The organism is Janthinobacterium sp. 1_2014MBL_MicDiv (genome assembly GCF_001865675.1).
In the GTDB taxonomy this organism is placed as follows: Bacteria; Pseudomonadota; Gammaproteobacteria; order Burkholderiales; family Burkholderiaceae_D; genus Janthinobacterium.
The window spans coordinates 4504469-4528877 of record NZ_CP011319.1 but is presented as its reverse complement, the minus strand read 5'-3'; the positions used below and the strand labels follow the sequence as shown (position 1 = coordinate 4528877).

Sequence of the window (24409 nt, the reverse complement as noted above, 5' to 3'; positions counted from 1 at the left end):
TTACTGACTCTAAAGTCGGTAAAATACGCTGTTTTTAATTCAAGCCTGGCGCGCCAGAATGGTGGCTGTTTCTTCGATGGATTGGTGCGTGCGCGTGGCCATGGCCTCGCCCAGCATCACCAGCACGGGACCGTGCGCATCGCCGAGGCCATGCGCCAGTGCGCTCAGGGGCAGGCGCACGATGCGCTGCCCTGGACGGCTGCAGTTTTCGATCACCACCACGGGAGTCGCGGCAGGGCGGCCCTGCGCCAGCAGGCGCCGGGCCGTGACGATGGCTTCGCGTCCGCCCATGTATTGCACCAGGGTGTCGCAGTCGGGAATGGCCGTCTGGTCCGGCTCGCCCGGTGCCGTGCTCGAGGTAAAGAAGGCCACGCTGCGGGCCACGCCGCGCTTGGTCAGCGGCTGTTGCGTGGCTGCCGCCGCCGCCAGCGCCGTGGTAATGCCGGGCACCACTTCCACCGCGATGCCGGCTTCTTCCAGCGCGCGCAATTCCTCGTCGGCGCGGCCAAACAGCATGGGGTCGCCGCCCTTCAGGCGCACCACGATGGCGTGCTTGCGCGCGTGGTCGACCAGTTGCTTGTTAATAAAAGCTTGCGCCGTCGACAACTGGCCGCAACGCTTGCCGACCAGAATCTTTTGCGCCTGCGGGCACAGCTCCAGCATCTCGTCAGTGACGAGCGCGTCGTGCAGCACGACGTCCGCTTGCGCCAGCAGGCGCGCGCCGCGCAAGGTCATCAGGTCTTGCGCGCCGGGGCCGGCGCCCACTAGGTAAACCTTGCCGGGGAGAGATGGGGAGCTGTGCATATGGCTGCCTTTCCTGGTCGATGCGCGCTTACAGCCGGACCATGCCGGCGGCGACGGTTTGGTGGGTGACTTCATCGATCAGGATGAACGCGCCCGTGGCGCGGATGTCGGCGTAAGAGTCGGCCGCCAGCGGCTGCTGCACGGTCAGGCTGATGCGGGCGATATCGTTCAATTTCAAGCCGTCGGCCGGATGGCGCTGTTGGGTATTGATATCGAGCAAGGTATCGATGGCCGTCACTTTTGCCGCCGTCTGTTTCGTGCCATGCTTGATCCAGTACTTGCGGCGCAGGTCCAGCGCGTCTTCCGACAGCCAGCACACGTCGGCCACCACCTGTTTCAGCAGGGTGGCAGGGCGATCGACGCTGGCCAGCAGGTCGCCGCGCGAGATATCGAGGTATTCATTGAGCAGCAGGGTCACGGACTGGCCCACCACGGCCGTCGGCAGCGAGCCGTCCAGCGTGACGATATCCTTGACGGTGGCCGTCTGGCCCGACGGCTGCACCACCAGCGTGTCGCCGATGCTGACCTTGCCCGCCTCGATGCGGCCCATGTAGCCGCGGAAGTCGTTCGCTTCATGGCCATTGTGGCGCGCCACCAGCTGCACGGGGAAGCGGAATGGCGCGTCGTGCGATTCATCGTAGACGGACAGCGATTCGAGCAACTCGATCAGCGTCGGCCCCGTGTACCAGCCCAGCTTCTCGCCCCGCTCGACGACGTTGTCGCCGGTCAAGGCCGACAGCGGGATCGGCGTGATGTCCTTCAAGCCCAGCGACTGGGCGAATTCGCGGTAGGCGGCCACGATGCGGTTGTACACCGTTTCGTCGTAGTCGACGAGGTCCATCTTGTTGACGGCGACGACCACGTGCTCGATCTGCAGCAAATGGGCGATGGTGGAGTGGCGCTTGGTCTGGATCAACAGTTCCACGCTGCCATCGTCGCCCAGTTTGACTTTCGACACGTCGATCAGGATGATGACGGCGTCGGCGGTGGATGCCCCCGTGACCATGTTGCGCGTGTATTGCTCGTGGCCGGGCGTATCGGCGATGATGAACTTGCGCTTCGGCGTGGCGAAGTAACGGTAGGCCACGTCGATGGTGATGCCTTGCTCGCGCTCCGCTTCCAGGCCATCCGTCAGCAGCGACAGGTCGACCGTGTCGCCCACCGTGCGCTTGTGCTTGGAGCGCGACATGGCGTCGAGCTGGTCGGCAAAGATGCCCTTGCTGTCGAACAGCAAGCGGCCGATCAGGGTGCTCTTGCCGTCATCGACGGAACCGGCCGTGATGAAGCGCAACATGCCGCGTTCGACGCTGTTGCTGAGAGTGGTGTTCTGGATTGCTGCGTTCATTAGAAATACCCTGCTTTCTTGCGTTTTTCCATCGAGGCTTCGGAAGTCTGGTCATCCATGCGGGTGGCGCCCCGTTCCGTGATTTGCGTGATTGCCGTCTCGGCGATGATGGCGTCCACCGTGGCCGCGTCGGACGAGACGGGGCAGGTGCACGAGATGTCGCCCACGGTACGGAAGCGCACGACTTGCGTTTCCACCGTTTCGCCTTCGCGCGGCGGCGTCAGGTCCGTCAGCGGCACCAGGAGCCCATTGCGCGGGATCACCTGGCGCTCGTGCGCGAAGTAGATCGGCGGCAATTCCAGCTGCTCGCGGGCGATGTATTGCCATACGTCCAGTTCGGTCCAGTTCGAGATGGGGAAGACGCGCATGTTCTCGCCCGGGTGCACGCGCGTGTTATACAGGTCCCACAGCTCGGGGCGCTGGGCTTTCGGGTCCCAGGCGCCGAATTCGTCGCGGAACGAAAAGATGCGTTCCTTGGCGCGGGCCTTTTCCTCGTCGCGGCGGGCGCCGCCGATGCAGGCGTCAAAGCCGTGCTCGGCGATGGTTTCCAGCAAGGTCACGGCTTGCGCCGCGTTGCGCGAGTCCGTGGCCGGGTTGCGCAGGCGCACGGTACCGCGCTTGATCGAGTCTTCGACGGAGCCGACGATCAGGCGTTCGCCCAGTTGCGCCACCTTCTTGTCGCGGAAGGTGATGACTTCCGGGAAATTGTGGCCCGTGTCGATATGCACGAGGGGAAAGGGGAACTTGCCTGGGCGGAAGGCTTTCTCGGCCAAACGCAGCAGGACGACGGAATCCTTGCCGCCGGAGAACAGCAAGGCGGGATTGGCCGACTCGGCCGCCACTTCGCGCATGATGTGGATGGCTTCCGACTCAAGGCTGTCGAGGTGGCGCTGGTTCAAAATATTGCTCATATTGGATGCTTTCTTGTTCTGCTGCGTCTGTTATGTCTGTTCAGGCTGCCACGGATTTGATGCGTATCAACTTGCCGTCCACCATGTGCAGGCCGCATTCCTTGGAATCCGGGTTTTCCCACCACCAGCGTCCGGCGCGCACATCTTCGCCCGGCTCGATGGCCCGCGTGCATGGTTCGCAGCCGATCGACGGGTAGCCCTGGTCGTGCAGCGCATTGTAGGGTACGTCGTTGGCGCGGATGTAGGCCCACACGTCTTCTTCCGACCAGTCGGCCAGCGGATTGAATTTCGTCATGGCGTGCGCCGCGTCGTCTTCCTGCACATGCAGTTCGGCGCGCGTCGTGGATTGGGCGCGGCGTTGTCCCGTGACCCAGGCCTTGTTGCCGGCCAGGGCGCGGCCCAGCGGCTCGACCTTGCGGATGCGGCAGCATTCGCGGCGCATTTCGACGCTGTTATAAAAGGCATTGAGGCCGTTCTGCTCGACGTAGGCGGCCACCGCTTCCGCTTGCGGCCGGTACAGGGCGATGTCGTGGCCGTAATGGGCCTTGACCTTGTCGAGCACGGCCAGGGTTTCCTGGTGCAGCCGGCCTGTTTCCAGGGAAAAGATGCCAATGGGCAGCTTCGCCTTGAGAATCATGTCGGTCAGCACCATGTCTTCGGCTGCCAGGCTAGAAGCGAACACGGCCGGCGAAAAGTCCGCGGCGATGCGTGTCAGCGTTTGCTCGGTGGCGTCAATTAAAGAAGTCAGATCGCTCATGGGTTTACCTTCTGCCTTTGCCTCAGATGCCGGCCGCGTTGTCGAGGTCGGGATTCTGGCCTTCGCGGTGGTGGCGGCGGAACAGCGGCGACTTCTGGTCCCACGATGCCTGGTAGGTTTCCGAGAACACGGACAGGCCTTTCAGCGCCTCATGGATGCTGCGGTCGGGGCGCGTCGCATACGCGTCGAAGCCGACGCGGTGCATGGAAAACAGCTGGTCGCGCAAGACGTCGCCGATGGCGCGCAATTCGCCCTGGAAACCGAGGCGGGCGCGCAGGTTGAAGGCGATGGAATAGCCGCGGCCATCCGTGAATTTCGGAAAGTCCACGCCGATGACGGGCAGTTGCGCCACGTCGGCCGCCAGCTCTTCCGGCCGCTCGTCGCTGGCTAGCCAGACGCCGATGTCGGGCTGGCGAGCCAGCAGGGTTTCGCGCTGGGCTTGCCACACGGGCAGCGGCACGATGACCTTGCCCGCAGGAACGGTCACCGTTTCCGGCGTTTCGCCTTCATCGAGGCGCAGCAGGCCCCAGCTATTTGGCACCACGGCGGTGTTCTTGATGATTTCTTCGCGTACTTCAAACATATTCGTCTTCTCCCACCAGGTTGCCGACGGTGATCGGCGTTGCATATACGTGTTCCTTGAACGGCGCCAGGCCCAGGCGCTGGGCCGTGTCGACGAAACGCTCGCCTTCGTGGCGGTCGCGCACGTAGACGTGCAGCAGGCGGCCGATGACTTCAGGCATCTGCAGGGAAGAGAACGAGGGGCCGATGATCTTGCCGATGGCGGCATGGTTGCCCTGGGCGCCGCCGATCGACACTTGATACCATTCGCTGCCATCCTTGTCGACGCCGAGGATGCCGATGCTGCCCACGTGGTGGTGACCGCAGGCATTGATGCAGCCGGAAATGTTCAGCTCGATCTCGCCGATGTCGTGCTGGAAGTCGATGCTGTCGAAGCGTTCCGCGATGGCGGCCGCGATCGGCAAGGACTTGGCGTTGGCCAGCGAGCAGAAGTCGCCGCCCGGGCAGCAAATCATGTCGGTCAGCAAGCCGATGTTCGGCGTGGCCAGGCCGTGCGCCTTGGCTTCCTGCCACAGCTTGAACAGTTTCGACTGCTCCACGTCGGCCAGCACCAGGTTTTGCTCATGCGTGACGCGCAGTTCGCCAAAGCTGTAGCGGTCGGAGAGATCCGCCACGAAGTCGATCTGCTCGGCCGTCGCGTCGCCCGGCGGCACGCCCGTCTTCTTCAGCGACAGCACCACGGCCACATAGCCGGGGCGCTGGTGCGGCTTGACGTTGCGCGCCAGCCAGTTCACATAGGCCTTGTTGTCCGCGTGTTCAAGCTTGTAGTCGAGTTCCGGCAGGGCCAGGTAGGCGGGCGGATTGAAAAAGTCCGCCACGCGCTGCATTTCCTCGGTCGTCAGGGTTTCCGGACCATCTTTCAGGTCGACCCACTCTGCTTCCACCTGGCGCGTGAATTCTTCCACGCCGATGGCTTTCAGCAAAATCTTGATGCGCGCCTTGTATTTGTTGTCGCGGCGGCCGTGCAAGTTGTACACGCGCATGATTGCTTGTATATATGTGAGCAAGTGCTGCCATGGCAGGAATTCGCGCACCACGCTGCCGAGGATGGGCGTGCGGCCCATGCCGCCGCCGGCCATCACCTTGAAGCCCACTTCGCCGGCGGCGTTGCGCACGGCCGTCAAGCCGATGTCGTGCACGGCGATGGCGGCGCGATCTTCCACGGCGCCATTGATGGCGACCTTGAATTTACGCGGCAGGGCGATGAATTCCGGGTGGAAGGTGCTCCACTGGCGCAGCACTTCCGCGTACGGGCGCGGGTCGATGATTTCATCGGCGGCAACGCCGGCGTAGGGATCCGATGTTGTATTTCGGATACAGTTGCCCGAGGTCTGGATCGCGTGCATTTCCACGGATGCCAGGTCCGTCAGGATGTCGGGTGTCTGCTCCAGCTCGATCCAGTTGAACTGGATGTTCTGGCGCGTGGTGAAGTGGCCATAGCCGCGGTCGTACTTGCGCGCGATGTGCGCGAACATGCGCATCTGCTTCGACGACAGCAAGCCGTACGGCACGGCGATGCGCAGCATATAGGCGTGGCGTTGCATGTACAGGCCGTTTTGCAGGCGCAGCGGAATGAATTCCTCTTCCGTCAGTTCATTGGCGATACGGCGCGCAACCTGGTCTCGGTACTGGGCGATGCGTTCTTTGATGATGAGGTGGTCGTACTGATCGTAATGGTACATATCAATTCCTAAAAAAGCCGGGGTGCTGGAAGATTGCCTGGGATTATGTTCTTGATACTGTGTTTGTCACTTAATAGATTAGCTTTACTGCCACGCCGGTCAAGGTCATCGCCAGCAGGACGCGTAAAAACTTTTCCGGCACCGAGCGGGCCACCCAGGAACCGAGCGTGATGCCGGGCAGGGAGCCGACCAGCAGCGAGGCCAGCAATTCCCAGTGGATGGAGCCGAGCCACCAGTGGCCGAGCGCGGCGATGGCCGTCAGCGGCACGGCGTAGGCGATGTCGGTGCCCGCCACTTCGGCCGAGCTCATACGTGGATACAGCATCACCAGCAGGGTGGCGCCGATGGCGCCGGCGCCGATCGACGACACCGTCACCAGCACGCCCAGCACGGCGCCGGAAAAAATGGTCGCGGCGGCAAGCTTGTTTCCTTGTAATTGTTTCTCCGGATGGGCATTGATCCAGGCCAGCATGCGGCTCTTGAAGATGAGCGCCACCACGGTCAGCAGCACGGAGCCGGCGATGGAGTAACGGATGATCTGGCCGATTTCCGGCGACAGGGTGCCGAACGACTTCAGCGCCAGGGTCGAGACGACGGCGGCGGGCAGGGCGCCGATGCACAGGCGCTTGACGATATCCCAGCGGATGGTGCCGCGCAGACGGTGCGTCAGCGTGCCGGCGCTCTTGGTGATCGAGGCGAAGGCCAGGTCGGTGCCGACGGCCACGGACGGCGGCACGCCAAACAGCAGGGTTAACAGGGGGGTCATCAATGAACCGCCGCCCACGCCGGTCATTCCTACGAGTAATCCAACGGCAAATCCTGAGACTATATAAGACAAAGTCATACGTGTACCCCCAAAGTACCCGCAATAGTAATAAACTTAGTGTTTATTCCAAACTACTTAGTACGCATTTGCTTATATGCGATATGCGTATATGCATGAGCGCAAAATCATGGGTGGGGCGGAAACCGGCATATCACGGCAATCTAGGGCAAACCAGCAATGAACCTCCATCAACTGCGCTTCGTGCGCGAAGCGGTCCGGCAGAACTACAACTTGACGGACGCCGCCAAAGCCTTGTTCACGTCGCAACCGGGCGTGTCGAAAGCCATCATCGAGCTGGAAGAAGAGCTGGGCGTGGATATTTTCACGCGCCATGGCAAGCGCATCCGCGGCTTGACGGAACCGGGCCGCCTGGTGCTGGAGTCGGTCGAGCTGATCATGCAGGAAATCGACAGCATGAAACGCATCGGCAAGGAATTCGCGGCGCAGGACAGCGGCAGCTTCACCATCGCCACCACGCATACGCAGGCGCGTTACACCCTGCCCAAGGTGGTGCAGGCATTCATGCTGAAATTCCCTAAGGTAAGATTGTCGTTGCTGCAAGGTAATCCGCGCCAGATCGCCGAGATGGTGCAGCGCGACCAGGCCGACCTCGCCATTGCCACCGAATCGATCGCCGCCATCGATGGCCTGATCACCTTGCCATGCTATCAATGGGAGCATGTGGTGGTGGTGCCGGTTGACCATCCACTGCTGAAATCGAAGTCCGTGACCCTCGAGGAAATCGCCGCTTTTCCCTTGATTACCTATGACAGCGCGTTTGCCGGACGCAATAAAATCGACCACGCTTTCGTGCTGCGCGGCTTGAAGCCGGACATCTTGCTCGAAGCCATAGACGCCGACGTGATCAAGACTTATGTCGAGTTGGGCATGGGGATTGGTATCATAGCGGGTATGGCCTTCGATGCCGAGCGCGACAAAGGCTTGCGCGCCATCCCTGTCGGGCACCTGTTCGGCATGAATGTGTCGCGCGTGGCCGTCAAGCAGGGCGCATATTTGCGCAGCTATATTTATACCTTTATCGAGTTGCTGACGCCGACCCTGAACCGCAAGCTCATAGAGCAGGCGATGAGCGGTGATAAAGAGCACTACGAACTATAACCATGCAGGACACGGGCGGGCGATGTGCCTGGCCCGGATTATTTTGAAGAGAAGAAACACATGATTACCGATCAGCTTGCCAAATATTACGCCACTATCGCGCAGCAGTACGAGCGCGTCTATGACAAGCCCGAACGCCAGGAAGACCTGGAAGTGTTGCGCGACAAGGTCGCCGACGTGCTGGAAGGCCACACCGTGCTGGAACTGGCCTGTGGCACCGGTTACTGGACGGAAGTGGTCGCCGAGTCGGCCGAGTCCGTGCTGGCCACCGATATCAACGATGAAATGCTGGCGCTGGCGCAGGCCCGCGGCTTGCCGGACAACGTCACGTTCGCCAAGCTCGACGCGTTCAACTTGCCTGACGACCTGTCGGGCAAATTCACCGCCGTGTTCGCCGGTTTCTGGTGGTCGCACGTCAAGCGCGAAGACCAGGATAAATACCTGAAGCAACTGCGCAGCAAGCTGGGCAAGGATATCCTGCTGGTGCTGATCGACAATTCCTATGTCGATGGCAGCAGCACCGTGATCGCGCGTACCGACCTGGAAGGCAATACCCACCAGTTCCGCACGACGGACGCGGGCGAGCGCTATGAAGTGCTGAAGAATTTTCCATCGGATAGCCACCTGCGCAAGAAGTTTGCCCATTCGGCCCGCGAAATCCGCATGAAGCGCCTGGAATACTATTGGCTGCTGAGCTGCCGCCTGAAATAAGGCGTGCCGCACGACCAACCGCCTGCGGGCGGTTTTTTTTCGCCTGTCGTTTTTATCTGACAAGATAATGTGCCAAAAAACAACATCTTGTCGATGTCATATTGTTGAAGTATTTGATGGGCATGATTCGGTTCAGCAGCTAAGCAGCACATCTTGTCCAACCTAATGTAGAGAATCCCAAGTGAAAAAAATTACTCTGGCAGCATTGATCATCGGCACCTTCGCAGCAGCTACGGCGCAAGCACAATCGAACGTCACCGTGTATGGCGTGGTCGACCTCGGTATTGCCAAGACCACCGGCGGTGCGCTGCTGGAACGTGAGAACCAGGCTTCGCGCGTGGGCTTCAAAGGTACGGAAGATCTGGGCAATGGCTTGAAAGCCATTTTCAACCTGGAAAGCGAATTCAAGGCCGATACGGGTGCACAAGCCACCGCCAACACCCTGTTCGATCGCCAGGCATGGGTCGGCCTGACCGGCGACTTCGGTACCGTCTACCTGGGCCGCACCAAGGACTTGATCGACGGCACCCTGGCCCGCGTTGACCCATTCAATACCTATGGCGTCATCGGCAAGATCAACGAACCAGTCATGCGCGGCGGCCAGTCGCCAAACGGCGCTCAAGCCGTGCCGAGCGCATCGGTGGTCGGCGTGTCGCGCGTCAGCAATGCCGTGACCTACAACAGCCCATCGTTCAGCGGCTTCATCGTCAGCGGCCAATACGTCGCCAGCGAAATCAAGGATGCCGATTCGGGTTTCAGCGTGGTTGCCACGTATGACCAGGGTCCAGCCAGCGCCCATGCCGGCTACCAAAAGAAGGTGCAGTCCGTTGCCAACGCAGCTGCTGAGCCAAAACTGTGGATCGTCGGCGGCGGCTACAAGTTTGGCCCGGCCAAAGTGACCTTTGACTACTCGAAGGCTGACACCGACGTGGCTGCCACGGGCGAATTCAAGAGCTACCTGCTGGGCTTGGCTTACGACATCGGCGGCGGTGCCATCAAGGTCAGCTACGTGAAACAGAAGCAAGACAGCAACACGGCAAATGGCAAGGAAACGGCCAAGGCCTTCGGTCTGGGCTACGACTACCCGCTGTCGAAGCGCACTGCCGTGTACGTCTACGGTGGCCGCGATCAGTTCAGCGAAAAATCGATGTACCAGCTGGGCATGACCCACAAGTTCTGATACAGACTGTTTTCCGTCATGCAAGGCGCCTGCGGGCGCCTTTTTTATTGCAGTGCGGGTTCCGCCGCGCCTGCATGCATGGGCAACGAGATTTCGATGCGTGTACCGCCCAGTTCGCTGTCGGCACCGATATGGATGCTGCCATTCAAGCCCCATACCCGTTCGCGCATGCCCAGCAGGCCCAGGGCCGTGGCCTTTTCCAGGTCGTGCTCGGCAATGCCGCGGCCGTCATCTTGAATGGTGATGGCCAGCGAGGAATCGATGCGGTGCAGGGCGATGGTGATATGGCTCGCTTCGGCATGGCGCGCGATGTTGGTTAGCGCTTCCTGCACGATGCGGTAGATGGCCGTGCTGCGCGCGTCGTCGAGCACGAGGTCGGCCTCGTCGGCCAGCAGTTCGAAATGAATGGCGCGGCGCTGCAGGAAGTCGTGGCGCAGTTTTTGCAGCGCGAAATACAGTCCCCCTTCATCGAGCGCGCGCGGACGCAGATTGCTGGCGATGCGCCGCAGCGAGGTGATGGCCGTGACCAGCAAGCCATCCATGCCATGCAGCAGCACCTGCAATGGCACGGTCGTGTCCCCATGCTGGCGCACGAGGGTCAGGTCGACGCGCAAGGTGGCCAGCAACTGGCCCAGGTCGTCATGCAGTTCGCGCGCAATATGCTTGCGCTCTTCCTCGCGGATGGTTTGCAGTGCGCTCGACAACTCACGCAGTTGCGAAAAGGAGCGGGCCAGTTGTTCATGCACGATTTTGCGCGCGCTGATGTCGCGCACGATGATGGTAAAGACGCTATGGCCATCTTCCTGCATGCTGGAGAGCGAGCCTTCGAGCGGGAACATGGCGCCATCGGTGCGCCGTCCCGTCAGTGTGTAGTCGGTGGCGCGCCGGCCCGTCAGGCGCAATTCCTGGCCGATGTCCTCAAACGGCGGCTCGCCATCTTCATTGCACAGGCTGCGCAAGTCGCGCAGGATGTAATGGCCCAGGCGCATGCCGCGCATGCCGGCCGGCGTGTGGCCGAACAAACGGGCCGCGGCCGCGTTTGCACGCAGGATGATTTGCCGGCTATCGATGCTGATGATGGCATCGCTGGCGCTGTCGATGATGGCCTGGCCACGCGCCTGGCGCTGCCTGCTCGCCTTCACGGCAGGCAGCAGACATAGCAGGAGCGCCGTCGCCATGCCCAGGGGCAGGATGCGCAGCAGTCCGGAGTTGCCGCGGTCGGGCATGGGTATCTCCTTGCGAAGGCAGGCAAGACAGGGATGGCGGACAGGACTTTATGTAGCCTATGCCTGCTGGCGCGGCGTGGCTTGATGTGGCGCAGGAAGGGGGAAGGAAGAAATCAATACGCCGCGCCGGGCAGGCCGGGCGGCGATAGGGCATTACATTTGCTTGAACAGGTGCAAAAAGCTGCGGCTTACTTCGAGCTTGTCGGACTTGCCTTTGATCAGCACCAGGTGGCGGCCGCGAATATCGCGCGTCACGCCTTCGATGGCGTTCACATTGACCAGCGTGGCGCGGTGGATTTGCCAGAACAGCGAAGGGTCGAGCTCTTCGGCCAGATCGCGCACGGGCTTGCGGATCAGCGCCTCGTACTTGGCCGTTTGCACGCACGTGTATTTCTCGTCGGAACGGAAGAACAGGATTTCTTCCACGGGGATCATGCGCAAGTCCTGGCCGATGCTGGCCTGTATCCATTGCAGGTACGTGGGCTTGGCGGTGATTTTTTCCGCCAGTTGCGACAGCATGGCCGTGACGCTGCTGTTGACGTCCAGCGCCGGCTTGTTCAAGTGGGTTTTCAGGCGCTCCACCGTCACCAGCAGGCGCTCATGTTCGGGCGGTTTCAGCACGTAATCGACGGCACCCCGCTCGAAGGCCTCGACAGCGTGCGTATCGTAGGCCGTCACGAAGACGATGTGGCTCTTGCCGCCGATTACCTGTGCCGCCTCCATGCCGGTCTTGCCTGGCATGCGGATATCGAGGAAGGCAAAGTCCGGCTTGAGCTGTTCGACCAGTTCGATCGCCTCGTCGCCATTCTTGGCTTCGCCGATGATTTCCAGTTCGGGCCAGGCCTGGCCCAGGCGCAAGCGCAGTTGGTCGCGCATCAGTCTTTCGTCGTCGGCAATAATAGCGGTAGGCATAAGGATTCAAGTGTGAACTGGCGAAGATTGATTATTCAATGATTTAGCGTTTTTATCAACTACCTTATTTGGACAGTTGATACGGCACTTCGATCACGGCGCACACGCCGGACGGTTGATTTGGCGTAATGGTCAGGCTGCCCTGGTCGCCATGCAGCAGTTTCAAGCGTTCGCGTATGGTGGGCAGGCCCAGGCCCGTGCCATCGCTGGGCACGACGCCAAAGCCGAGGCCGTCATCGGTGACCGTCACGCGCAGCTTGCTGTGCGCCACTTCGGCCACGATGCGCAGGGTGCCGCCTTCCGGCTTGACTTCCAGGCCGTGCTTGATGGCGTTCTCGACCATCGATTGCAGCATCATCGGCGGGAAGGCGGCGCTGCGCAGGCCGTCGGGAATCTGGAAATCGACGGTCAAACGCTCTTCCATGCGCATCTTGAGCAGGTTCAGGTAGGCTTGCACCATGTCCGCTTCGCGGCCCAGGTTGGTAATCAGGGCGTTGTCGCGCATTTGCGGCAGGACGGCGCGTAGGTACTGGATCAGGCTGCGCTGCATCTTGGCGGCGCGCGGCGGGTCGGTTTGGATCAGGTGCTCGACGGAGGCCAGGGTGTTGAACAGGAAATGCGGCTCGACTTGTGCTTGCATCATCTGCATCTTCGCTTCGCTGAGCTGGCGCTGCATCGATTCGCGCTCGGCCGCCTCATTGGCCGTGACCGTCTCCGCTTCAGCGCGTTTCTTGCCGCCCACCAGGGCTTTCATGGCGAACAGGGCCAGGACCAGCAAGGACACAAAGCTCTTGAACCAGGTGGACGCCTGCTGGTGGTAACGCGAGACCTTTTGTTCTGCCGCATCATCGACGGCTTCTTCGATGGCATTCGACAGCTCTTCACCAATTTGCGGTGGCAATTCAATATGGACTTCTTCCCCCGAAGCATTGGTCGTGACTGGATAGCTGGGCTTGGCGGGAGTGGCCGGTGGTTCAGGCGGCTCCGGCGGCACGGTGTTTGCGTGCTCGTCCGCTTCGGCGGCATCGGCTGGATCGGTGGCGGCGTCCGCCGTGCTGCGCCGGTTCTTGCTATTGCGCGGATTGAAATGGATGCCGGTATCGTCGATCAGGATATTCGTCTCACCCGAACCTTTGTTCGCCCGCTTGTGCGACTTGATGACGACCTCTTCATTGGGGCTGGAAGAGAACAGCTCATCTTGCAAAATCGAGCCGGCGATCAGGGCCAGCGCCGCAAACAGAAAGAATTTCCACCAAGACAGTTGCGTGACCCACGTCGTGGTCGCGTCGAATCCTCGTTGCAACCAGGCGAGAATGGTTTTCAACAATTGAGGCAGGTTGGAAATCGGGAGCATGTGGACGCTTTCAAAGTACAAGAGTTAATCGACGCAGCGAACAAGTTTAACCTGTTGTTGAGCCGCGTCAGAGTCTGATGTTGCCACTGTGCCTAAAGTCGGGGCGTCGCGCCAGTTCATTGCGACAGGCTGCGAAAAAACGCACTTGAAGTGAAAACCGGGCTGGCTGGACGGCGCTCGCCCAGAGCGAAGGGGGGATTGTCGATAGTGGGAAAATAGCCCTTGCAGGGCAGGCGGGGCTTGGCTATAATTCGCCCCCTCGCTGAACGACGCATGCAAATGCCGAGTGAGGTGGAGAAAAAGAAGGAGTTGACGGACGTAGCAAATTGCTTCATACTCTTCCTTCTTCGCAGCTGGCAAACACAACGCTTTGTCGATAGCGCGAAAGCAGTAATCGAATACAGTTCTTTAACAATTAACAGTCGATAAGTGTGGGCATTTGATGTTAGTGCAGCGTCGATCTTCGGATTGGCGTAATACTTAAAATATCAAATGTTCACAAGAAATAATGAAATAGGATACTTCTTCGGAAGTAGCCTGTCAGTTTTTTGAGTGAGCAAATCTTTTGCAATGCAAAAGATTTGGATGGTAGCGATACTGTCCGACCTGTCAGAAATGACATTAAACAGAGATTAAACTGAAGAGTTTGATCCTGGCTCAGATTGAACGCTGGCGGCATGCCTTACACATGCAAGTCGAACGGCAGCACGGAGCTTGCTCTGGTGGCGAGTGGCGAACGGGTGAGTAATATATCGGAACGTACCCTAGAGTGGGGGATAACGTAGCGAAAGTTACGCTAATACCGCATACGATCTAAGGATGAAAGTGGGGGATCGCAAGACCTCATGCTCGTGGAGCGGCCGATATCTGATTAGCTAGTTGGTAGGGTAAAAGCCTACCAAGGCATCGATCAGTAGCTGGTCTGAGAGGACGACCAGCCACACTGGAACTGAGACACGGTCCAGACTCCTACGGGAGGCAGCAGTGGGGAATTTTGGACAATGGGCGAAAGCCTGATCCAGCAATGCCGCGTGAGTGAAGAAGGCCTTCGGGTTGTAAAGCTCTTTTGTCAGGGAAGAAACGGTGAGAGCTAATATCTCTTGCTAATGACGGTACCTGAAGAATAAGCACCGGCTAACTACGTGCCAGCAGCCGCGGTAATACGTAGGGTGCAAGCGTTAATCGGAATTACTGGGCGTAAAGCGTGCGCAGGCGGTTTTGTAAGTCTGATGTGAAATCCCCGGGCTCAACCTGGGAATTGCATTGGAGACTGCAAGGCTAGAATCTGGCAGAGGGGGGTAGAATTCCACGTGTAGCAGTGAAATGCGTAGATATGTGGAGGAACACCGATGGCGAAGGCAGCCCCCTGGGTCAAGATTGACGCTCATGCACGAAAGCGTGGGGAGCAAACAGGATTAGATACCCTGGTAGTCCACGCCCTAAACGATGTCTACTAGTTGTCGGGTCTTAATTGACTTGGTAACGCAGCTAACGCGTGAAGTAGACCGCCTGGGGAGTACGGTCGCAAGATTAAAACTCAAAGGAATTGACGGGGACCCGCACAAGCGGTGGATGATGTGGATTAATTCGATGCAACGCGAAAAACCTTACCTACCCTTGACATGGCTGGAATCCCCGAGAGATTGGGGAGTGCTCGAAAGAGAACCAGTACACAGGTGCTGCATGGCTGTCGTCAGCTCGTGTCGTGAGATGTTGGGTTAAGTCCCGCAACGAGCGCAACCCTTGTCATTAGTTGCTACGAAAGGGCACTCTAATGAGACTGCCGGTGACAAACCGGAGGAAGGTGGGGATGACGTCAAGTCCTCATGGCCCTTATGGGTAGGGCTTCACACGTCATACAATGGTACATACAGAGCGCCGCCAACCCGCGAGGGGGAGCTAATCGCAGAAAGTGTATCGTAGTCCGGATTGTAGTCTGCAACTCGACTGCATGAAGTTGGAATCGCTAGTAATCGCGGATCAGCATGTCGCGGTGAATACGTTCCCGGGTCTTGTACACACCGCCCGTCACACCATGGGAGCGGGTTTTACCAGAAGTAGGTAGCTTAACCGTAAGGAGGGCGCTTACCACGGTAGGATTCGTGACTGGGGTGAAGTCGTAACAAGGTAGCCGTATCGGAAGGTGCGGCTGGATCACCTCCTTTCTAGAGTTTGCACGAATCAGTAATGATTCACGCATCAAATGTTCACACTTATCGGCTGTTAGTAAGAGAAGAAACAGTAGTCGTAGTAGCACCGCGTTGGGGCTGTAGCTCAGCTGGTTAGAGCACCGTGTTGATAACGCGGGGGTCGTTGGTTCGAGTCCAACCAGCCCTACCAGTTAAGTAGTAAATCTCAGGGGGATTAGCTCAGCTGGGAGAGCACCTGCTTTGCAAGCAGGGGGTCGTCGGTTCGATCCCGTCATCCTCCACCAAGTACTTTGAAAGTGCAAACGTAAGCCGGTCAACAAGACTGTGGTTTAGGTTTGATCTTTTAGCGATCAAAGCTGTTTCGTTCTTTAACAATCTGGAAGAAGTAAAGATTATTTATTGATCGGTTTGCCGTAAAAAGCGAATCGATGGGTAATGATTGTATGTATCAACAAACAAGCAACAACGTTGTACTTTCTTATCCCTGTAGCGCTCTTTGATTACTTAGGTAATCAGAGGCTAACGTTATAGGGACAAGCGAATAAGTGCACATGGTGGATGCCTTGGCGATTACAGGCGATGAAGGACGTAGTAGCTTGCGATAAGCTGCGGGGAGTGAGCAAACACACTTTGATCCGCAGATTTCCGAATGGGGCAACCCACCCTTTTAGGGTATTGCATACTGAATACATAGGTATGCAAGGCGAACGCGGCGAACTGAAACATCTAAGTAGCTGCAGGAAAAGAAATCAACCGAGATTCCCAAAGTAGCGGCGAGCGAAATGGGAAGAGCCTGTACGTGATAGTCGGACCGATAACAGAATCCTCTGGAAATAGGAGCCATAGTGGGTGATAGCCCCGTATGTGAAATCGGACCGGTGATACTAAGCGTACGACAAGTAGGGCGGGACACGTGACATCCTGTCTGAATATGGGGGGACCATCCTCCAAGGCTAAATACTCGTAATCGACCGATAGTGAACCAGTACCGTGAGGGAAAGGCGAAAAGAACCCCGGAAGGGGAGTGAAATAGATCCTGAAACCGTGTGCATACAAACAGTAGGAGCGGACTTGTTCCGTGACTGCGTACCTTTTGTATAATGGGTCAGCGACTTACATTCAGTGGCAAGGTTAACCGAATAGGGAAGCCGTAGAGAAATCGAGTCCGAATAGGGCGATCAGTCGCTGGGTGTAGACCCGAAACCAAGTGATCTACTCATGGCCAGGATGAAGGTGCGGTAACACGCCCTGGAGGTCCGAACCCACTAATGTTGAAAAATTAGGGGATGAGCTGTGGGTAGGGGTGAAAGGCTAAACAAACTTGGAAATAGCTGGTTCTCTCCGAAAACTATTTAGGTAGTGCCTCAAGTATCACCATCGGGGGTAGAGCACTGTTATGGCTAGGGGGTCATTGCGACTTACCAAACCATTGCAAACTCCGAATACCGATGAGTGCGAGCTTGGGAGACAGACGTCGGGTGCTAACGTCCGGCGTCAAGAGGGAAACAACCCAGACCGCCAGCTAAGGTCCCAAAGATTGGCTAAGTGGAAAACGAAGTGGGAAGGCTAAAACAGTCAGGATGTTGGCTTAGAAGCAGCCATCATTTAAAGAAAGCGTAATAGCTCACTGATCGAGTCGTCCTGCGCGGAAGATGTAACGGGGCTAAGCCAGTCACCGAAGCTGCGGATATTGTTCTGTGATTTATCACAGATATATATGGTAGGAGAGCGTTCTGTAAGCCTGCGAAGGTGTCTTGTAAAGGATGCTGGAGGTATCAGAAGTGCGAATGCTGACATGAGTAGCGATAATGGGGGTGAAAAGCCTCCACGCCGTAAGCCCAAGGTTTCCTGTTCAACGTTCATCGGAGCAGGGTGAGTCGGCCCCTAAGGCGAGGCAGAGATGCGTAGCTGATGGGAAGCAGGTTAATATTCCTGCACCGTCGTATGATGCGATGGGGGGACGGATCGCGGAAGGTTGTCTGACTGTTGGAATAGTCAGTTTCTGTCTCATAGAAGGCGCTTAGGCAAATCCGGGCGCGGAATTCAAGGGGATGGGACGAGTGAACTTGTTCACGAAGCAATCGGAAGTGGTTCCAAGAAAAGCCTCTAAGCTTCAGTCATACGAGACCGTACCGCAAACCGACACAGGTGGGCGAGATGAGTATTCTAAGGCGCTTGAGAGAACTCGGGAGAAGGAACTCGGCAAATTGGTACCGTAACTTCGGGAAAAGGTACGCCCCGGTAGCTTGATTGGTTTACTCCATGAGGGTGAAAGGGTTGCAATAAACTGGTGGCTGCGACTGTTTAATAAAAACACAGCACTCTGCAAACACGAAAGTGGACGTATAGGGTGTGACGCCTGCCCGGTGCTGGAAGATTAAATGATGGGGTGCAAGCTCTTGATTGAAGTCCCAGTAAACGGCGGCCGTAACTATAACGGTCCTAAGGTAGCGAAATTCCTTGTCGGGTAAGTTCCGACCTGCACGAATGGCGTAACGATGGCCACACTGTCTCCTCCCGAGACTCAGCGAAGTTGAAATGTTTGTGATGATGCAATCTACCCGCGGCTAGACGGAAAGACCCCATGAACCTTTACTGTAGCTTTGCATTGGACTTTGAACCAATCTGTGTAGGATAGGTGGGAGGCTTTGAAGCGGGGACGCTAGTTCTCGTGGAGCCAACCTTGAAATACCACCCTGGTTTGTTTGAGGTTCTAACCTTGGTCCGTTATCCGGATCGGGGACAGTGCATGGTAGGCAGTTTGACTGGGGCGGTCTCCTCCTAAAGTGTAACGGAGGAGTTCGAAGGTACGCTAGATACGGTCGGACATCGTGTTGATAGTGCAATGGCATAAGCGTGCTTAACTGCGAGACTGACAAGTCGAGCAGGTACGAAAGTAGGACATAGTGATCCGGTGGTTCTGTATGGAAGGGCCATCGCTCAACGGATAAAAGGTACTCTGGGGATAACAGGCTGATTCCTCCCAAGAGTTCATATCGACGGGGGAGTTTGGCACCTCGATGTCGGCTCATCACATCCTGGGGCTGTAGCCGGTCCCAAGGGTATGGCTGTTCGCCATTTAAAGTGGTACGTGAGCTGGGTTTAAAACGTCGTGAGACAGTTTGGTCCCTATCTGCCGTGGGCGTTGGAAATTTGAAGGGGGCTGCTCCTAGTACGAGAGGACCGGAGTGGACGAACCTCTGGTGTACCGGTTGTCACGCCAGTGGCATTGCCGGGTAGCTAAGTTCGGAAGAGATAACCGCTGAAAGCATCTAAGCGGGAAACTTGCCTTGAGATGAGATTTCCCAGAGCCTTGAGCTCTTTGAAGGGTCGTTCGAGACCAGGACGTTGATAGGCTGGGTGTGGAAGTGCAGTAATGCATTAAGCTAACCAGTACTAATTGCCCGTACGGCTTGTCCCTATAACCTTAGCAGGTACAGAGGATAAGAAAGTAACGTTGTGAGTTGTTGATACCACTCATTACCCAAGTAATACCTCAATACATAATCCGCTTCTTCCAGATTTCGACACCTGTCGCCCCGTCGGGGACAGGCTGTCATACAAGTTATGCCTGATGACCATAGCAAGTTGGTCCCACCCCTTCCCATCCCGAACAGGACCGTGAAACAACTTTGCGCCGATGATAGTGCTGCAACCAGTGTGAAAGTAGGTTATCGTCAGGCTTGTTATACGCAGTAGAGGAAAACCCCGCCAGCAATGGCGGGGTTTTTTTTCGTCTGGTGCTTTTGTTTTTATGTTTGCTGGCCTGAACCCATGATGAAAAAGCCGGAATGGCGGCAGAATTGGCTGATTTTGGGGTGCATCCCGAATGCGGTTTTCGCGGCTGGTGGGCGATGCGCTGGCGTTAGCTGGCGTTATCGCGCCCAGTTGGGAATCGACAGGCGTAAAAAAAGGCACCGCCATGCGGTGCCTTTGTATTTTCAGGATACTAACAGGCGCTAGTGGTGATAACGCGAGGCGATATGGTGCTCGGCTTCGCCTTGCCAGGCCAGGGTATCGACAAAGCCGGCCAGGGCGGCGTTGCTGCGTGCCGGTCCCAGGTCATCGTCATTTTCATTTTTCAGCATGCAATTGCTGCGTGGTTCACCCAGGCGTGTCAGGCGCACGGCGCCATCCGTTACCTTCATGATCCAGTCCCAGCCGATTGAAATGGCAGGAGTCGTATCGCTGACCCATTCCGTATAACCAGTGATGACGGTGGCCGCCGCCGATTCGGCGGTACACGCCGGCATATCTTCATCCAGACCCGATGTCAGGTGAATCAGCTTGACGGCGCCAAGCTGGGTAAGCGAAAGACGGATATAACCGTCCGGAGAGATCGTTAGCATGGATGTGAAACAGAACAGGGATAAACAAGTGATGCGCAATCGCGCACTAAGGACGGATTTTCGGGGGCGCTACCAGCAAGTCTCATAGTATAAGGCCCTGCCGTCGCTATTTATGTTTTTTGTTAATATATTTGTTAAATTCATCGGTTTCTTTTTTTAATTACTGTAACGTTCGTTCACATAATTCAAGGTGGTCGGTTGCCAGTTGAGGCCATCGATGAGCACTTCAAGCAGCAGTGCCGTCTTGGCCGTTCCCAGATCCATGCGCGCTTCGCTTTGCAGCATGACGTTGCTGCTGGCGTCGCCTACGCGCGTCAGCTGGACATGGTGGCTATCGCCCTGCATTTGCCAGTCCCAGCCAATCGAGACACCCTGGTTGCCATCGGCAATCCATTCCGTATAGCCGGTGATGGCGGTGGGTATCGCGCCTTCTGCCGGCATGCCGGCCATGTCTTCGTCGAGACCGGAAATCAGGTGGATCAGGCTGATATCCTGCAGCTCCGCGAAGGAAAGGTGTATATAGCCAGACTCCGACACGAGCAATCTGTTTTTGTCCATGGAACCTCCGAATATCAGACCGCGAGGTCATTGGTGGGCGAGTCCCGTCCTTGCCTGCGCCGTCAACACGGGCGATGGCGGGATATTGCTTAGTCGATTTCAATCCAGCATGCAAAAATCGGATGGCCACCGATGATCATCGGCGGACCCGCGCGGTGGGCATGGACGCCCGTATGGCGCAACAGGCGCTCGATGCCGATCGGCGAGACCGTGATCAGACGCTTCGCGCCATGTGCCTTGGCAATGGCGATCGATTCGCGCAGCAGTTGCGCCGCCACGCCCGAGGAAAACTGCGCCAGGGCGGACGTCTTGCCGCCATTGAAATCCACCGAGGCGAAACGGGAAAGTTCCCAGATATCGGATGAACAGGGAATGGGCTGTCCTTGCATCAGTTCGGGAAAGACTTCACCGAGCAGATAGGGCTGGCTTGTCGGCAAAAGCCGGGCGCAGCCATTGATTTGCCCTTGCTCATCCTTTGCCACCACATACAGGGTATCGGGGCGGTCGAATTGATCGAGTTCCTCGCCATTCTTGGTTTTCAAATCCCACCCGAGTGTTTCCACGAACACCTTGTGGCGATAGTGCGCGAGACTGGTCAGAAGTTCTTCGGGAAGTGCTCCGGTTTTGCCTGTGATTACGTTCATCTGCGCGCTCCAAGTGGTGGTACATCAAGATTCCCAATGGTTGCCATTAAACCTTTTTCAACGAACCCGCATAACTGTCATCTTTTACAGCTCCCCCCATTTTCAGCACGGCTGGTGCTGTATCGCCACCACCTATATCAAATAATCAATATTTTTCTTGCAATGATAAAAAGAGATGCTTATATTCGAGGTTTGCTGCTATTCGGCAATGGATTTGCTGATGTCCATGCCGCATCGCCAAAATTTGGCCAGCAAGAATATTTTGCTTGGTTCTCAAAAGGAGCCCTTGTAAATGCGATGACTGTCATGTCCGGCTTGACCCCATTTTTTCATTTGTCAGGATAGAGAGAAACAAAGGTGCAGTCTATCCTGAGGCAAAAATGGTGTTTGGGACACTGTAAGATCTGACAGTTGCTTTTTTTGCCGGCCATATTGCCCGGCATTCCAGTGTGAGGATGATTCTGTGAAACGTGAAATTGTCTGGCGAGAAGAGCAAAGCGAAGCGTTAACGAACGCCACCACGGAAGAGACGTTTTTCGCCGCCATCGCGAAGGCGGCGCGCGACCTGGGCTTCGAGTACTGCGCCTATGGCTTGCGCATGCCGTTGCCCGTCTCCAATCCCAAGATGTTGCTTTTAAGTAATTATTCCACCGAATGGCAGCAGCGCTACGCGAGCGAGAACTACCTGGCGGTCGATCCCACCGTTGCTCACGGTATCCAGTCCGCCATGCCCGTCGTGTGGTCGCCGCAATTGTTCGCCAGCTGTCCCGACTTCTGGACCGATGCCAGCGGGCATGGCTTGAAGCATGGCTGGGCGCAATCGTCGTTTGATGCCAAAAGCAATGTCGGCATGCTGACGCTGGCGCGCTCGCAAGAGGAGATTACGCTGACGGAGTTGCGGGAAAATTCCGTACAGCTGTCCTGGCTGGCCCAGGCGGTTCACGAGGGCGGAGTACGCCTGGCCAGCATGAAGCGCGATGCCGAACCGGCCATCATGCTGACGGCGCGCGAAGTGGAAGTGCTGCGCTGGACGGCGGATGGCAAGACGTCGGGCGAGGTGGCCCAGATCATGGATATTTCCGAGCGTACCGTCAACTTCCACATCACCAATTCCCTCGTCAAACTGGGCGTCGTCAATAAAACCGCGGGCGTCGTCAAGGCCGCGATGTTGCGCCTGCTGTAATTTTTTTTCGCCTCGGCGGGCGCCTTCCGCGTCCAGCCCCTGCCTGCCGTTTTTCCTCTCTGCACACTGCGGCGCGCCACGTTGTCGGCCCGCGTTTTTCCTCCTCATTTTTTCCCTGTCCTGACCTTCACTGTCAAATCTGACAGTTATCTCCGCCTGCGCATTCACGTTTAATGGGCTCCTATAAACACCGCTGTGCATGGTGTGGAGAAGCAAGGTGAACGATGTTGATTCGCCTGCGATGGACGGCTTTTTACGGTTTTCCTGTCTGCCACATCACACATTCCGACCCCTTTTTCGTGTGAGTGACGACTATGCATTTCGCCAGACCAGCCATTTCCCCCGACCGTCTCCGGCCCGCTGCCGGCGCGCTGTCCAATCTGCGCATCGCGGGATAGGCCGCCATGAAAACCTTTCCGGAAATCCTGCTGCAGCGTGCGCAGTCCTCGCCCGACGGCACGGCATACCGCTTCTTCCAGGGCGCCAGCCTGGTCCCCGATGTCCTGACATTCCAGCGCGTGTGGGAAGAGTCCGCGGCATTGGCGGCCCTGCTGCAATCGCGGGGACTGGCCGGCGAGCGCGTGCTGCTGACCTGCAAGTCGCAGCGGCATTTTGTGATCGCCTTCTTCGCCTGCCTGATGGCGGGCGCCGTCGCCGTACCGACGGCCTTGCCGCGCCGCCATGCCTTGCTCGAACGGCTGCAGGTGTTGTCACGCGATGCCGCCTTCCGCGCCCTGATCTGCGACAGCGACGAAGTGGCGCCGGCGCATTTCCACGATGCCCAGGCGGTCAGCGACTGCATCGACATGCGCACCTGGTCCGCGTGTGACGACTTGGCGGCCATGGCCGCCAGCTGGACATTGCCTGCGCTGTCCGGCAATGACCTGGCTTTCCTGCAATACACGTCCGGCTCCACGGGCGACCCCAAGGGCGTGATGGTCAGCCATGGCAACCTGGTCAACAACTGCCTGGCCATCGGCCAGGGCATGCAGCTCGATGCCGGCTCCAGCGTGTTTACGGCGCTGCCCCTGTTCCACGATATGGGCTTGATCGGCGGCATCCTGCAATCGATGTACACCGGTTGCAGCGCCAGCTGCATGCTGCCGGCCGAATTCGTCCAGTATCCGGAGCGCTGGCTGCAGATCATTTCGCGCTTTGGCATGACGACCAGCGGCGGCCCCAATTTCATGTACCAGCTGGCCGCGCAAAGCATCCGCGACGAAGACATGGCCGGCCTGGATTTGTCGGCCTGGTCCGTGGCGTTCTGCGGCGCCGAGCCGATCCGTCCCGAGGCCATCGACGCCTTCATCCGCAGGTTCGCCTCCGTGGGCTTCCGTCCCGAGGCCTTCTATGCCTGCTACGGCATGGCCGAGTCCACCCTGTTCATCACGGGAGCGCAACGCGGCGCCGGGCTGGAAGTGCAGCAGCGCGACGAGAGCGCCATCGTGGGCTGCGGCCATCCGCGCCACGACACGCACATCGCCATTGTCGACCCCGATAGCCGCCAGCGCCTGGCCGATGGCCTGGTGGGCGAGATCTGGGTGCAGGGATCGAGCGTCGCGCTGGGCTACTGGCGGCGCGCCGAACTGAGCGAACAGTATTTCCACGCCAGCATCGCGGACGAGGGCGCGCAGCGCTACCTGCGCACCGGTGACCTGGGCTATGTCAGCAACGGCCAGCTCTTCGTCAGCGGCCGCCTGAAGGACTTGATCATCCACTATGGCAAAAAATACCTGCCGCAAGACATCGAGAACGAAGCCGAACGCAATCACATCGCCTTGCGCGAATCCGGGGGCGGCGCCTTCAGCATCGTCGATGGCGACAAGCAGCGCACCGTGCTGGTGTTCGAACTGAAGCGCGAGTGGCTGCGCCGCCATGCCGAGTGGCCGGAGGTTGCCGCCAGCGTGCGCTCCGCCGTGACGGCGAACCTGGGCCTGACGCTCGACGAGGTGCTGTTCATCAAGCCTGGCGCGCTGCCCCGGACTTCGAGCGGCAAGGTCCGGCGCAACCAGTGCCGGCTCGATTATCTCGATGGCGCGCTGGCGCGTGCCGAAGCTCCCTGATTTCCACCATTCCATGCGCCGCCTGCGGCGCGATAGCCATTGCCTGACTTTTG

At 58.1% G+C, this 24409-nt stretch carries 19 protein-coding genes, 2 tRNA genes and 3 rRNA genes; 11 read left to right on the top strand and 13 right to left on the bottom strand.

Annotation, left to right across the window (positions count from 1 at the left end):
• Positions 1–39: 39 nt before the first annotated feature.
• From cobA to YQ44_RS19455, 7 genes are all read right to left on the bottom strand, one after another.
• Positions 40–804, bottom strand: coding sequence for a uroporphyrinogen-III C-methyltransferase (cobA, locus tag YQ44_RS19485; protein ID WP_071324789.1), 765 nt, complete (start codon positions 802–804; stop codon positions 40–42).
• A 28-nt stretch (positions 805–832) separates the two neighbouring features.
• Positions 833–2149: a sulfate adenylyltransferase subunit 1 gene (locus YQ44_RS19480; RefSeq protein WP_071324788.1), complete on the bottom strand. Its 1317-nt coding sequence runs from the start codon at positions 2147–2149 to the stop codon at positions 833–835.
• Positions 2149–3060: a sulfate adenylyltransferase subunit CysD gene (gene cysD, locus YQ44_RS19475; RefSeq protein WP_071324787.1), complete on the bottom strand. Its 912-nt coding sequence runs from the start codon at positions 3058–3060 to the stop codon at positions 2149–2151. Before cysD ends, YQ44_RS19480 begins: the two co-directional genes overlap by 1 nt.
• 40 nt (positions 3061–3100) lie before the next feature.
• Complete coding sequence (locus YQ44_RS19470) at positions 3101–3817, bottom strand: phosphoadenylyl-sulfate reductase (protein ID WP_071324786.1); 717 nt, start codon at positions 3815–3817, stop codon at positions 3101–3103.
• A gap of 22 nt (positions 3818–3839) precedes the next feature.
• A complete protein-coding gene (locus YQ44_RS19465) occupies positions 3840–4400 on the bottom strand; it encodes a DUF934 domain-containing protein (protein WP_071324785.1) in 561 nt (186 codons plus the stop codon).
• Entirely contained in the window at positions 4393–6081 is a 1689-nt protein-coding gene (locus tag YQ44_RS19460; RefSeq protein ID WP_071324784.1) for a nitrite/sulfite reductase, read from the bottom strand. The genes YQ44_RS19465 and YQ44_RS19460 overlap by 8 nt, the downstream gene beginning before the upstream one ends.
• A 70-nt stretch (positions 6082–6151) precedes the next feature.
• The gene (locus tag YQ44_RS19455) at positions 6152–6925 is read right to left on the bottom strand and encodes a sulfite exporter TauE/SafE family protein (protein ID WP_071324783.1); all 774 of its coding nucleotides are present in this window, start codon (positions 6923–6925) and stop codon (positions 6152–6154) included.
• A gap of 159 nt (positions 6926–7084) precedes the next feature.
• Here YQ44_RS19455 and YQ44_RS19450 point away from each other — a divergent pair, with 159 nt between their 5' ends.
• The 3 genes from YQ44_RS19450 (at position 7085) to YQ44_RS19440 (ending at position 9917) form a co-directional block, all read left to right on the top strand.
• Positions 7085–8026: a CysB family HTH-type transcriptional regulator gene (locus tag YQ44_RS19450; protein WP_034751505.1), complete on the top strand. Its 942-nt coding sequence runs from the start codon at positions 7085–7087 to the stop codon at positions 8024–8026.
• 60 nt (positions 8027–8086) lie between these two features.
• The gene (locus YQ44_RS19445) at positions 8087–8737 is read left to right on the top strand and encodes a class I SAM-dependent methyltransferase (protein ID WP_071324782.1); all 651 of its coding nucleotides are present in this window, start codon (positions 8087–8089) and stop codon (positions 8735–8737) included.
• A gap of 181 nt (positions 8738–8918) precedes the next feature.
• Positions 8919–9917, top strand: coding sequence for a porin (locus tag YQ44_RS19440; protein WP_071324781.1), 999 nt, complete (start codon positions 8919–8921; stop codon positions 9915–9917).
• 44 nt (positions 9918–9961) lie between these two features.
• Here YQ44_RS19440 and YQ44_RS19435 read toward each other — a convergent pair whose 3' ends face one another.
• From YQ44_RS19435 to YQ44_RS19425, 3 genes are all read right to left on the bottom strand, one after another.
• Positions 9962–11143 carry a PAS domain-containing sensor histidine kinase gene (locus YQ44_RS19435; protein ID WP_071324780.1) on the bottom strand — a complete coding sequence of 394 codons (1182 nt, stop codon included), beginning with the start codon at positions 11141–11143 and terminating at the stop codon, positions 9962–9964.
• Between the two features lie 153 nt (positions 11144–11296).
• The gene (locus YQ44_RS19430; protein WP_071324779.1) at positions 11297–12055 is read right to left on the bottom strand and encodes a LytR/AlgR family response regulator transcription factor; all 759 of its coding nucleotides are present in this window, start codon (positions 12053–12055) and stop codon (positions 11297–11299) included.
• A 64-nt stretch (positions 12056–12119) separates the two neighbouring features.
• Positions 12120–13409: a sensor histidine kinase gene (locus YQ44_RS19425; RefSeq protein WP_071324778.1), complete on the bottom strand. Its 1290-nt coding sequence runs from the start codon at positions 13407–13409 to the stop codon at positions 12120–12122.
• A gap of 634 nt (positions 13410–14043) precedes the next feature.
• On the opposite strand from YQ44_RS19425, the gene YQ44_RS19420 reads away from it, so the two are divergent.
• The 5 genes from YQ44_RS19420 (at position 14044) to rrf (ending at position 19242) form a co-directional block, all read left to right on the top strand.
• Positions 14044–15574 (top strand): 16S ribosomal RNA (locus tag YQ44_RS19420).
• Between the two features lie 98 nt (positions 15575–15672).
• A tRNA-Ile gene (locus YQ44_RS19415) sits at positions 15673–15749 on the top strand.
• Between the two features lie 18 nt (positions 15750–15767).
• A tRNA-Ala gene (locus YQ44_RS19410) sits at positions 15768–15843 on the top strand.
• Between the two features lie 247 nt (positions 15844–16090).
• Positions 16091–18980 (top strand): 23S ribosomal RNA (locus tag YQ44_RS19405).
• Between the two features lie 149 nt (positions 18981–19129).
• Positions 19130–19242: ribosomal RNA gene (rrf, locus tag YQ44_RS19400) — 5S ribosomal RNA — on the top strand.
• Together the 16S, 23S and 5S rRNA genes with 2 tRNA genes alongside form the textbook arrangement of a ribosomal RNA operon.
• A 276-nt stretch (positions 19243–19518) precedes the next feature.
• Here the strand turns inward: rrf and YQ44_RS19395 are convergent.
• The 3 genes from YQ44_RS19395 to YQ44_RS19385 form a co-directional block, all read right to left on the bottom strand.
• Positions 19519–19908: a DUF4902 domain-containing protein gene (locus YQ44_RS19395; protein ID WP_071324777.1), complete on the bottom strand. Its 390-nt coding sequence runs from the start codon at positions 19906–19908 to the stop codon at positions 19519–19521.
• A gap of 156 nt (positions 19909–20064) precedes the next feature.
• On the bottom strand, positions 20065–20466 hold the full coding sequence (locus YQ44_RS19390) for a DUF4902 domain-containing protein (protein ID WP_083411957.1): 402 nt from the start codon (positions 20464–20466) through the stop codon (positions 20065–20067).
• Between the two features lie 89 nt (positions 20467–20555).
• The gene (locus tag YQ44_RS19385) at positions 20556–21110 is read right to left on the bottom strand and encodes an acyl-homoserine-lactone synthase (protein WP_071324776.1); all 555 of its coding nucleotides are present in this window, start codon (positions 21108–21110) and stop codon (positions 20556–20558) included.
• A 36-nt stretch (positions 21111–21146) separates the two neighbouring features.
• Between YQ44_RS19385 and YQ44_RS29100 the strand changes: the two genes are divergently transcribed.
• The 3 genes from YQ44_RS29100 (at position 21147) to YQ44_RS19375 (ending at position 24356) form a co-directional block, all read left to right on the top strand.
• Positions 21147–21455 (top strand): hypothetical protein, encoded by a 309-nt coding sequence (locus tag YQ44_RS29100; protein ID WP_156894914.1) that lies wholly within the window; start codon positions 21147–21149, stop codon positions 21453–21455.
• Between the two features lie 118 nt (positions 21456–21573).
• Positions 21574–22293 (top strand): LuxR family transcriptional regulator, encoded by a 720-nt coding sequence (locus YQ44_RS19380; protein ID WP_083411956.1) that lies wholly within the window; start codon positions 21574–21576, stop codon positions 22291–22293.
• Positions 22294–22697: 404 nt separating this feature from the next.
• The gene (locus YQ44_RS19375) at positions 22698–24356 is read left to right on the top strand and encodes a fatty acyl-AMP ligase (protein WP_071324775.1); all 1659 of its coding nucleotides are present in this window, start codon (positions 22698–22700) and stop codon (positions 24354–24356) included.
• The last annotated feature ends 53 nt before the right edge of the window (positions 24357–24409 follow it).

Excerpts from the sequence above, each read along its gene's own strand:
- cobA (WP_071324789.1), bottom strand. The coding sequence starts at position 804 with ATGCACAGCTCCCCATCTCTCCCCGGCAAGGTTTACCTAGTGGGCGCC.
- YQ44_RS19480 (WP_071324788.1), bottom strand. The coding sequence starts at position 2,149 with ATGAACGCAGCAATCCAGAACACCACTCTCAGCAACAGCGTCGAACGC.
- cysD (WP_071324787.1), bottom strand. The coding sequence starts at position 3,060 with ATGAGCAATATTTTGAACCAGCGCCACCTCGACAGCCTTGAGTCGGAA.
- YQ44_RS19470 (WP_071324786.1), bottom strand. The coding sequence starts at position 3,817 with ATGAGCGATCTGACTTCTTTAATTGACGCCACCGAGCAAACGCTGACA.
- YQ44_RS19465 (WP_071324785.1), bottom strand. The coding sequence starts at position 4,400 with ATGTTTGAAGTACGCGAAGAAATCATCAAGAACACCGCCGTGGTGCCA.
- YQ44_RS19460 (WP_071324784.1), bottom strand. The coding sequence starts at position 6,081 with ATGTACCATTACGATCAGTACGACCACCTCATCATCAAAGAACGCATC.
- YQ44_RS19455 (WP_071324783.1), bottom strand. The coding sequence starts at position 6,925 with ATGACTTTGTCTTATATAGTCTCAGGATTTGCCGTTGGATTACTCGTA.
- YQ44_RS19450 (WP_034751505.1), top strand. The coding sequence starts at position 7,085 with ATGAACCTCCATCAACTGCGCTTCGTGCGCGAAGCGGTCCGGCAGAAC.
- YQ44_RS19445 (WP_071324782.1), top strand. The coding sequence starts at position 8,087 with ATGATTACCGATCAGCTTGCCAAATATTACGCCACTATCGCGCAGCAG.
- YQ44_RS19435 (WP_071324780.1), bottom strand. The coding sequence starts at position 11,143 with ATGCCCGACCGCGGCAACTCCGGACTGCTGCGCATCCTGCCCCTGGGC.
- YQ44_RS19430 (WP_071324779.1), bottom strand. The coding sequence starts at position 12,055 with ATGCCTACCGCTATTATTGCCGACGACGAAAGACTGATGCGCGACCAA.
- YQ44_RS19425 (WP_071324778.1), bottom strand. The coding sequence starts at position 13,409 with ATGCTCCCGATTTCCAACCTGCCTCAATTGTTGAAAACCATTCTCGCC.
- YQ44_RS19395 (WP_071324777.1), bottom strand. The coding sequence starts at position 19,908 with ATGCTAACGATCTCTCCGGACGGTTATATCCGTCTTTCGCTTACCCAG.
- YQ44_RS19390 (WP_083411957.1), bottom strand. The coding sequence starts at position 20,466 with ATGGACAAAAACAGATTGCTCGTGTCGGAGTCTGGCTATATACACCTT.
- YQ44_RS19385 (WP_071324776.1), bottom strand. The coding sequence starts at position 21,110 with ATGAACGTAATCACAGGCAAAACCGGAGCACTTCCCGAAGAACTTCTG.
- YQ44_RS29100 (WP_156894914.1), top strand. The coding sequence starts at position 21,147 with ATGGTTGCCATTAAACCTTTTTCAACGAACCCGCATAACTGTCATCTT.
- YQ44_RS19375 (WP_071324775.1), top strand. The coding sequence starts at position 22,698 with ATGAAAACCTTTCCGGAAATCCTGCTGCAGCGTGCGCAGTCCTCGCCC.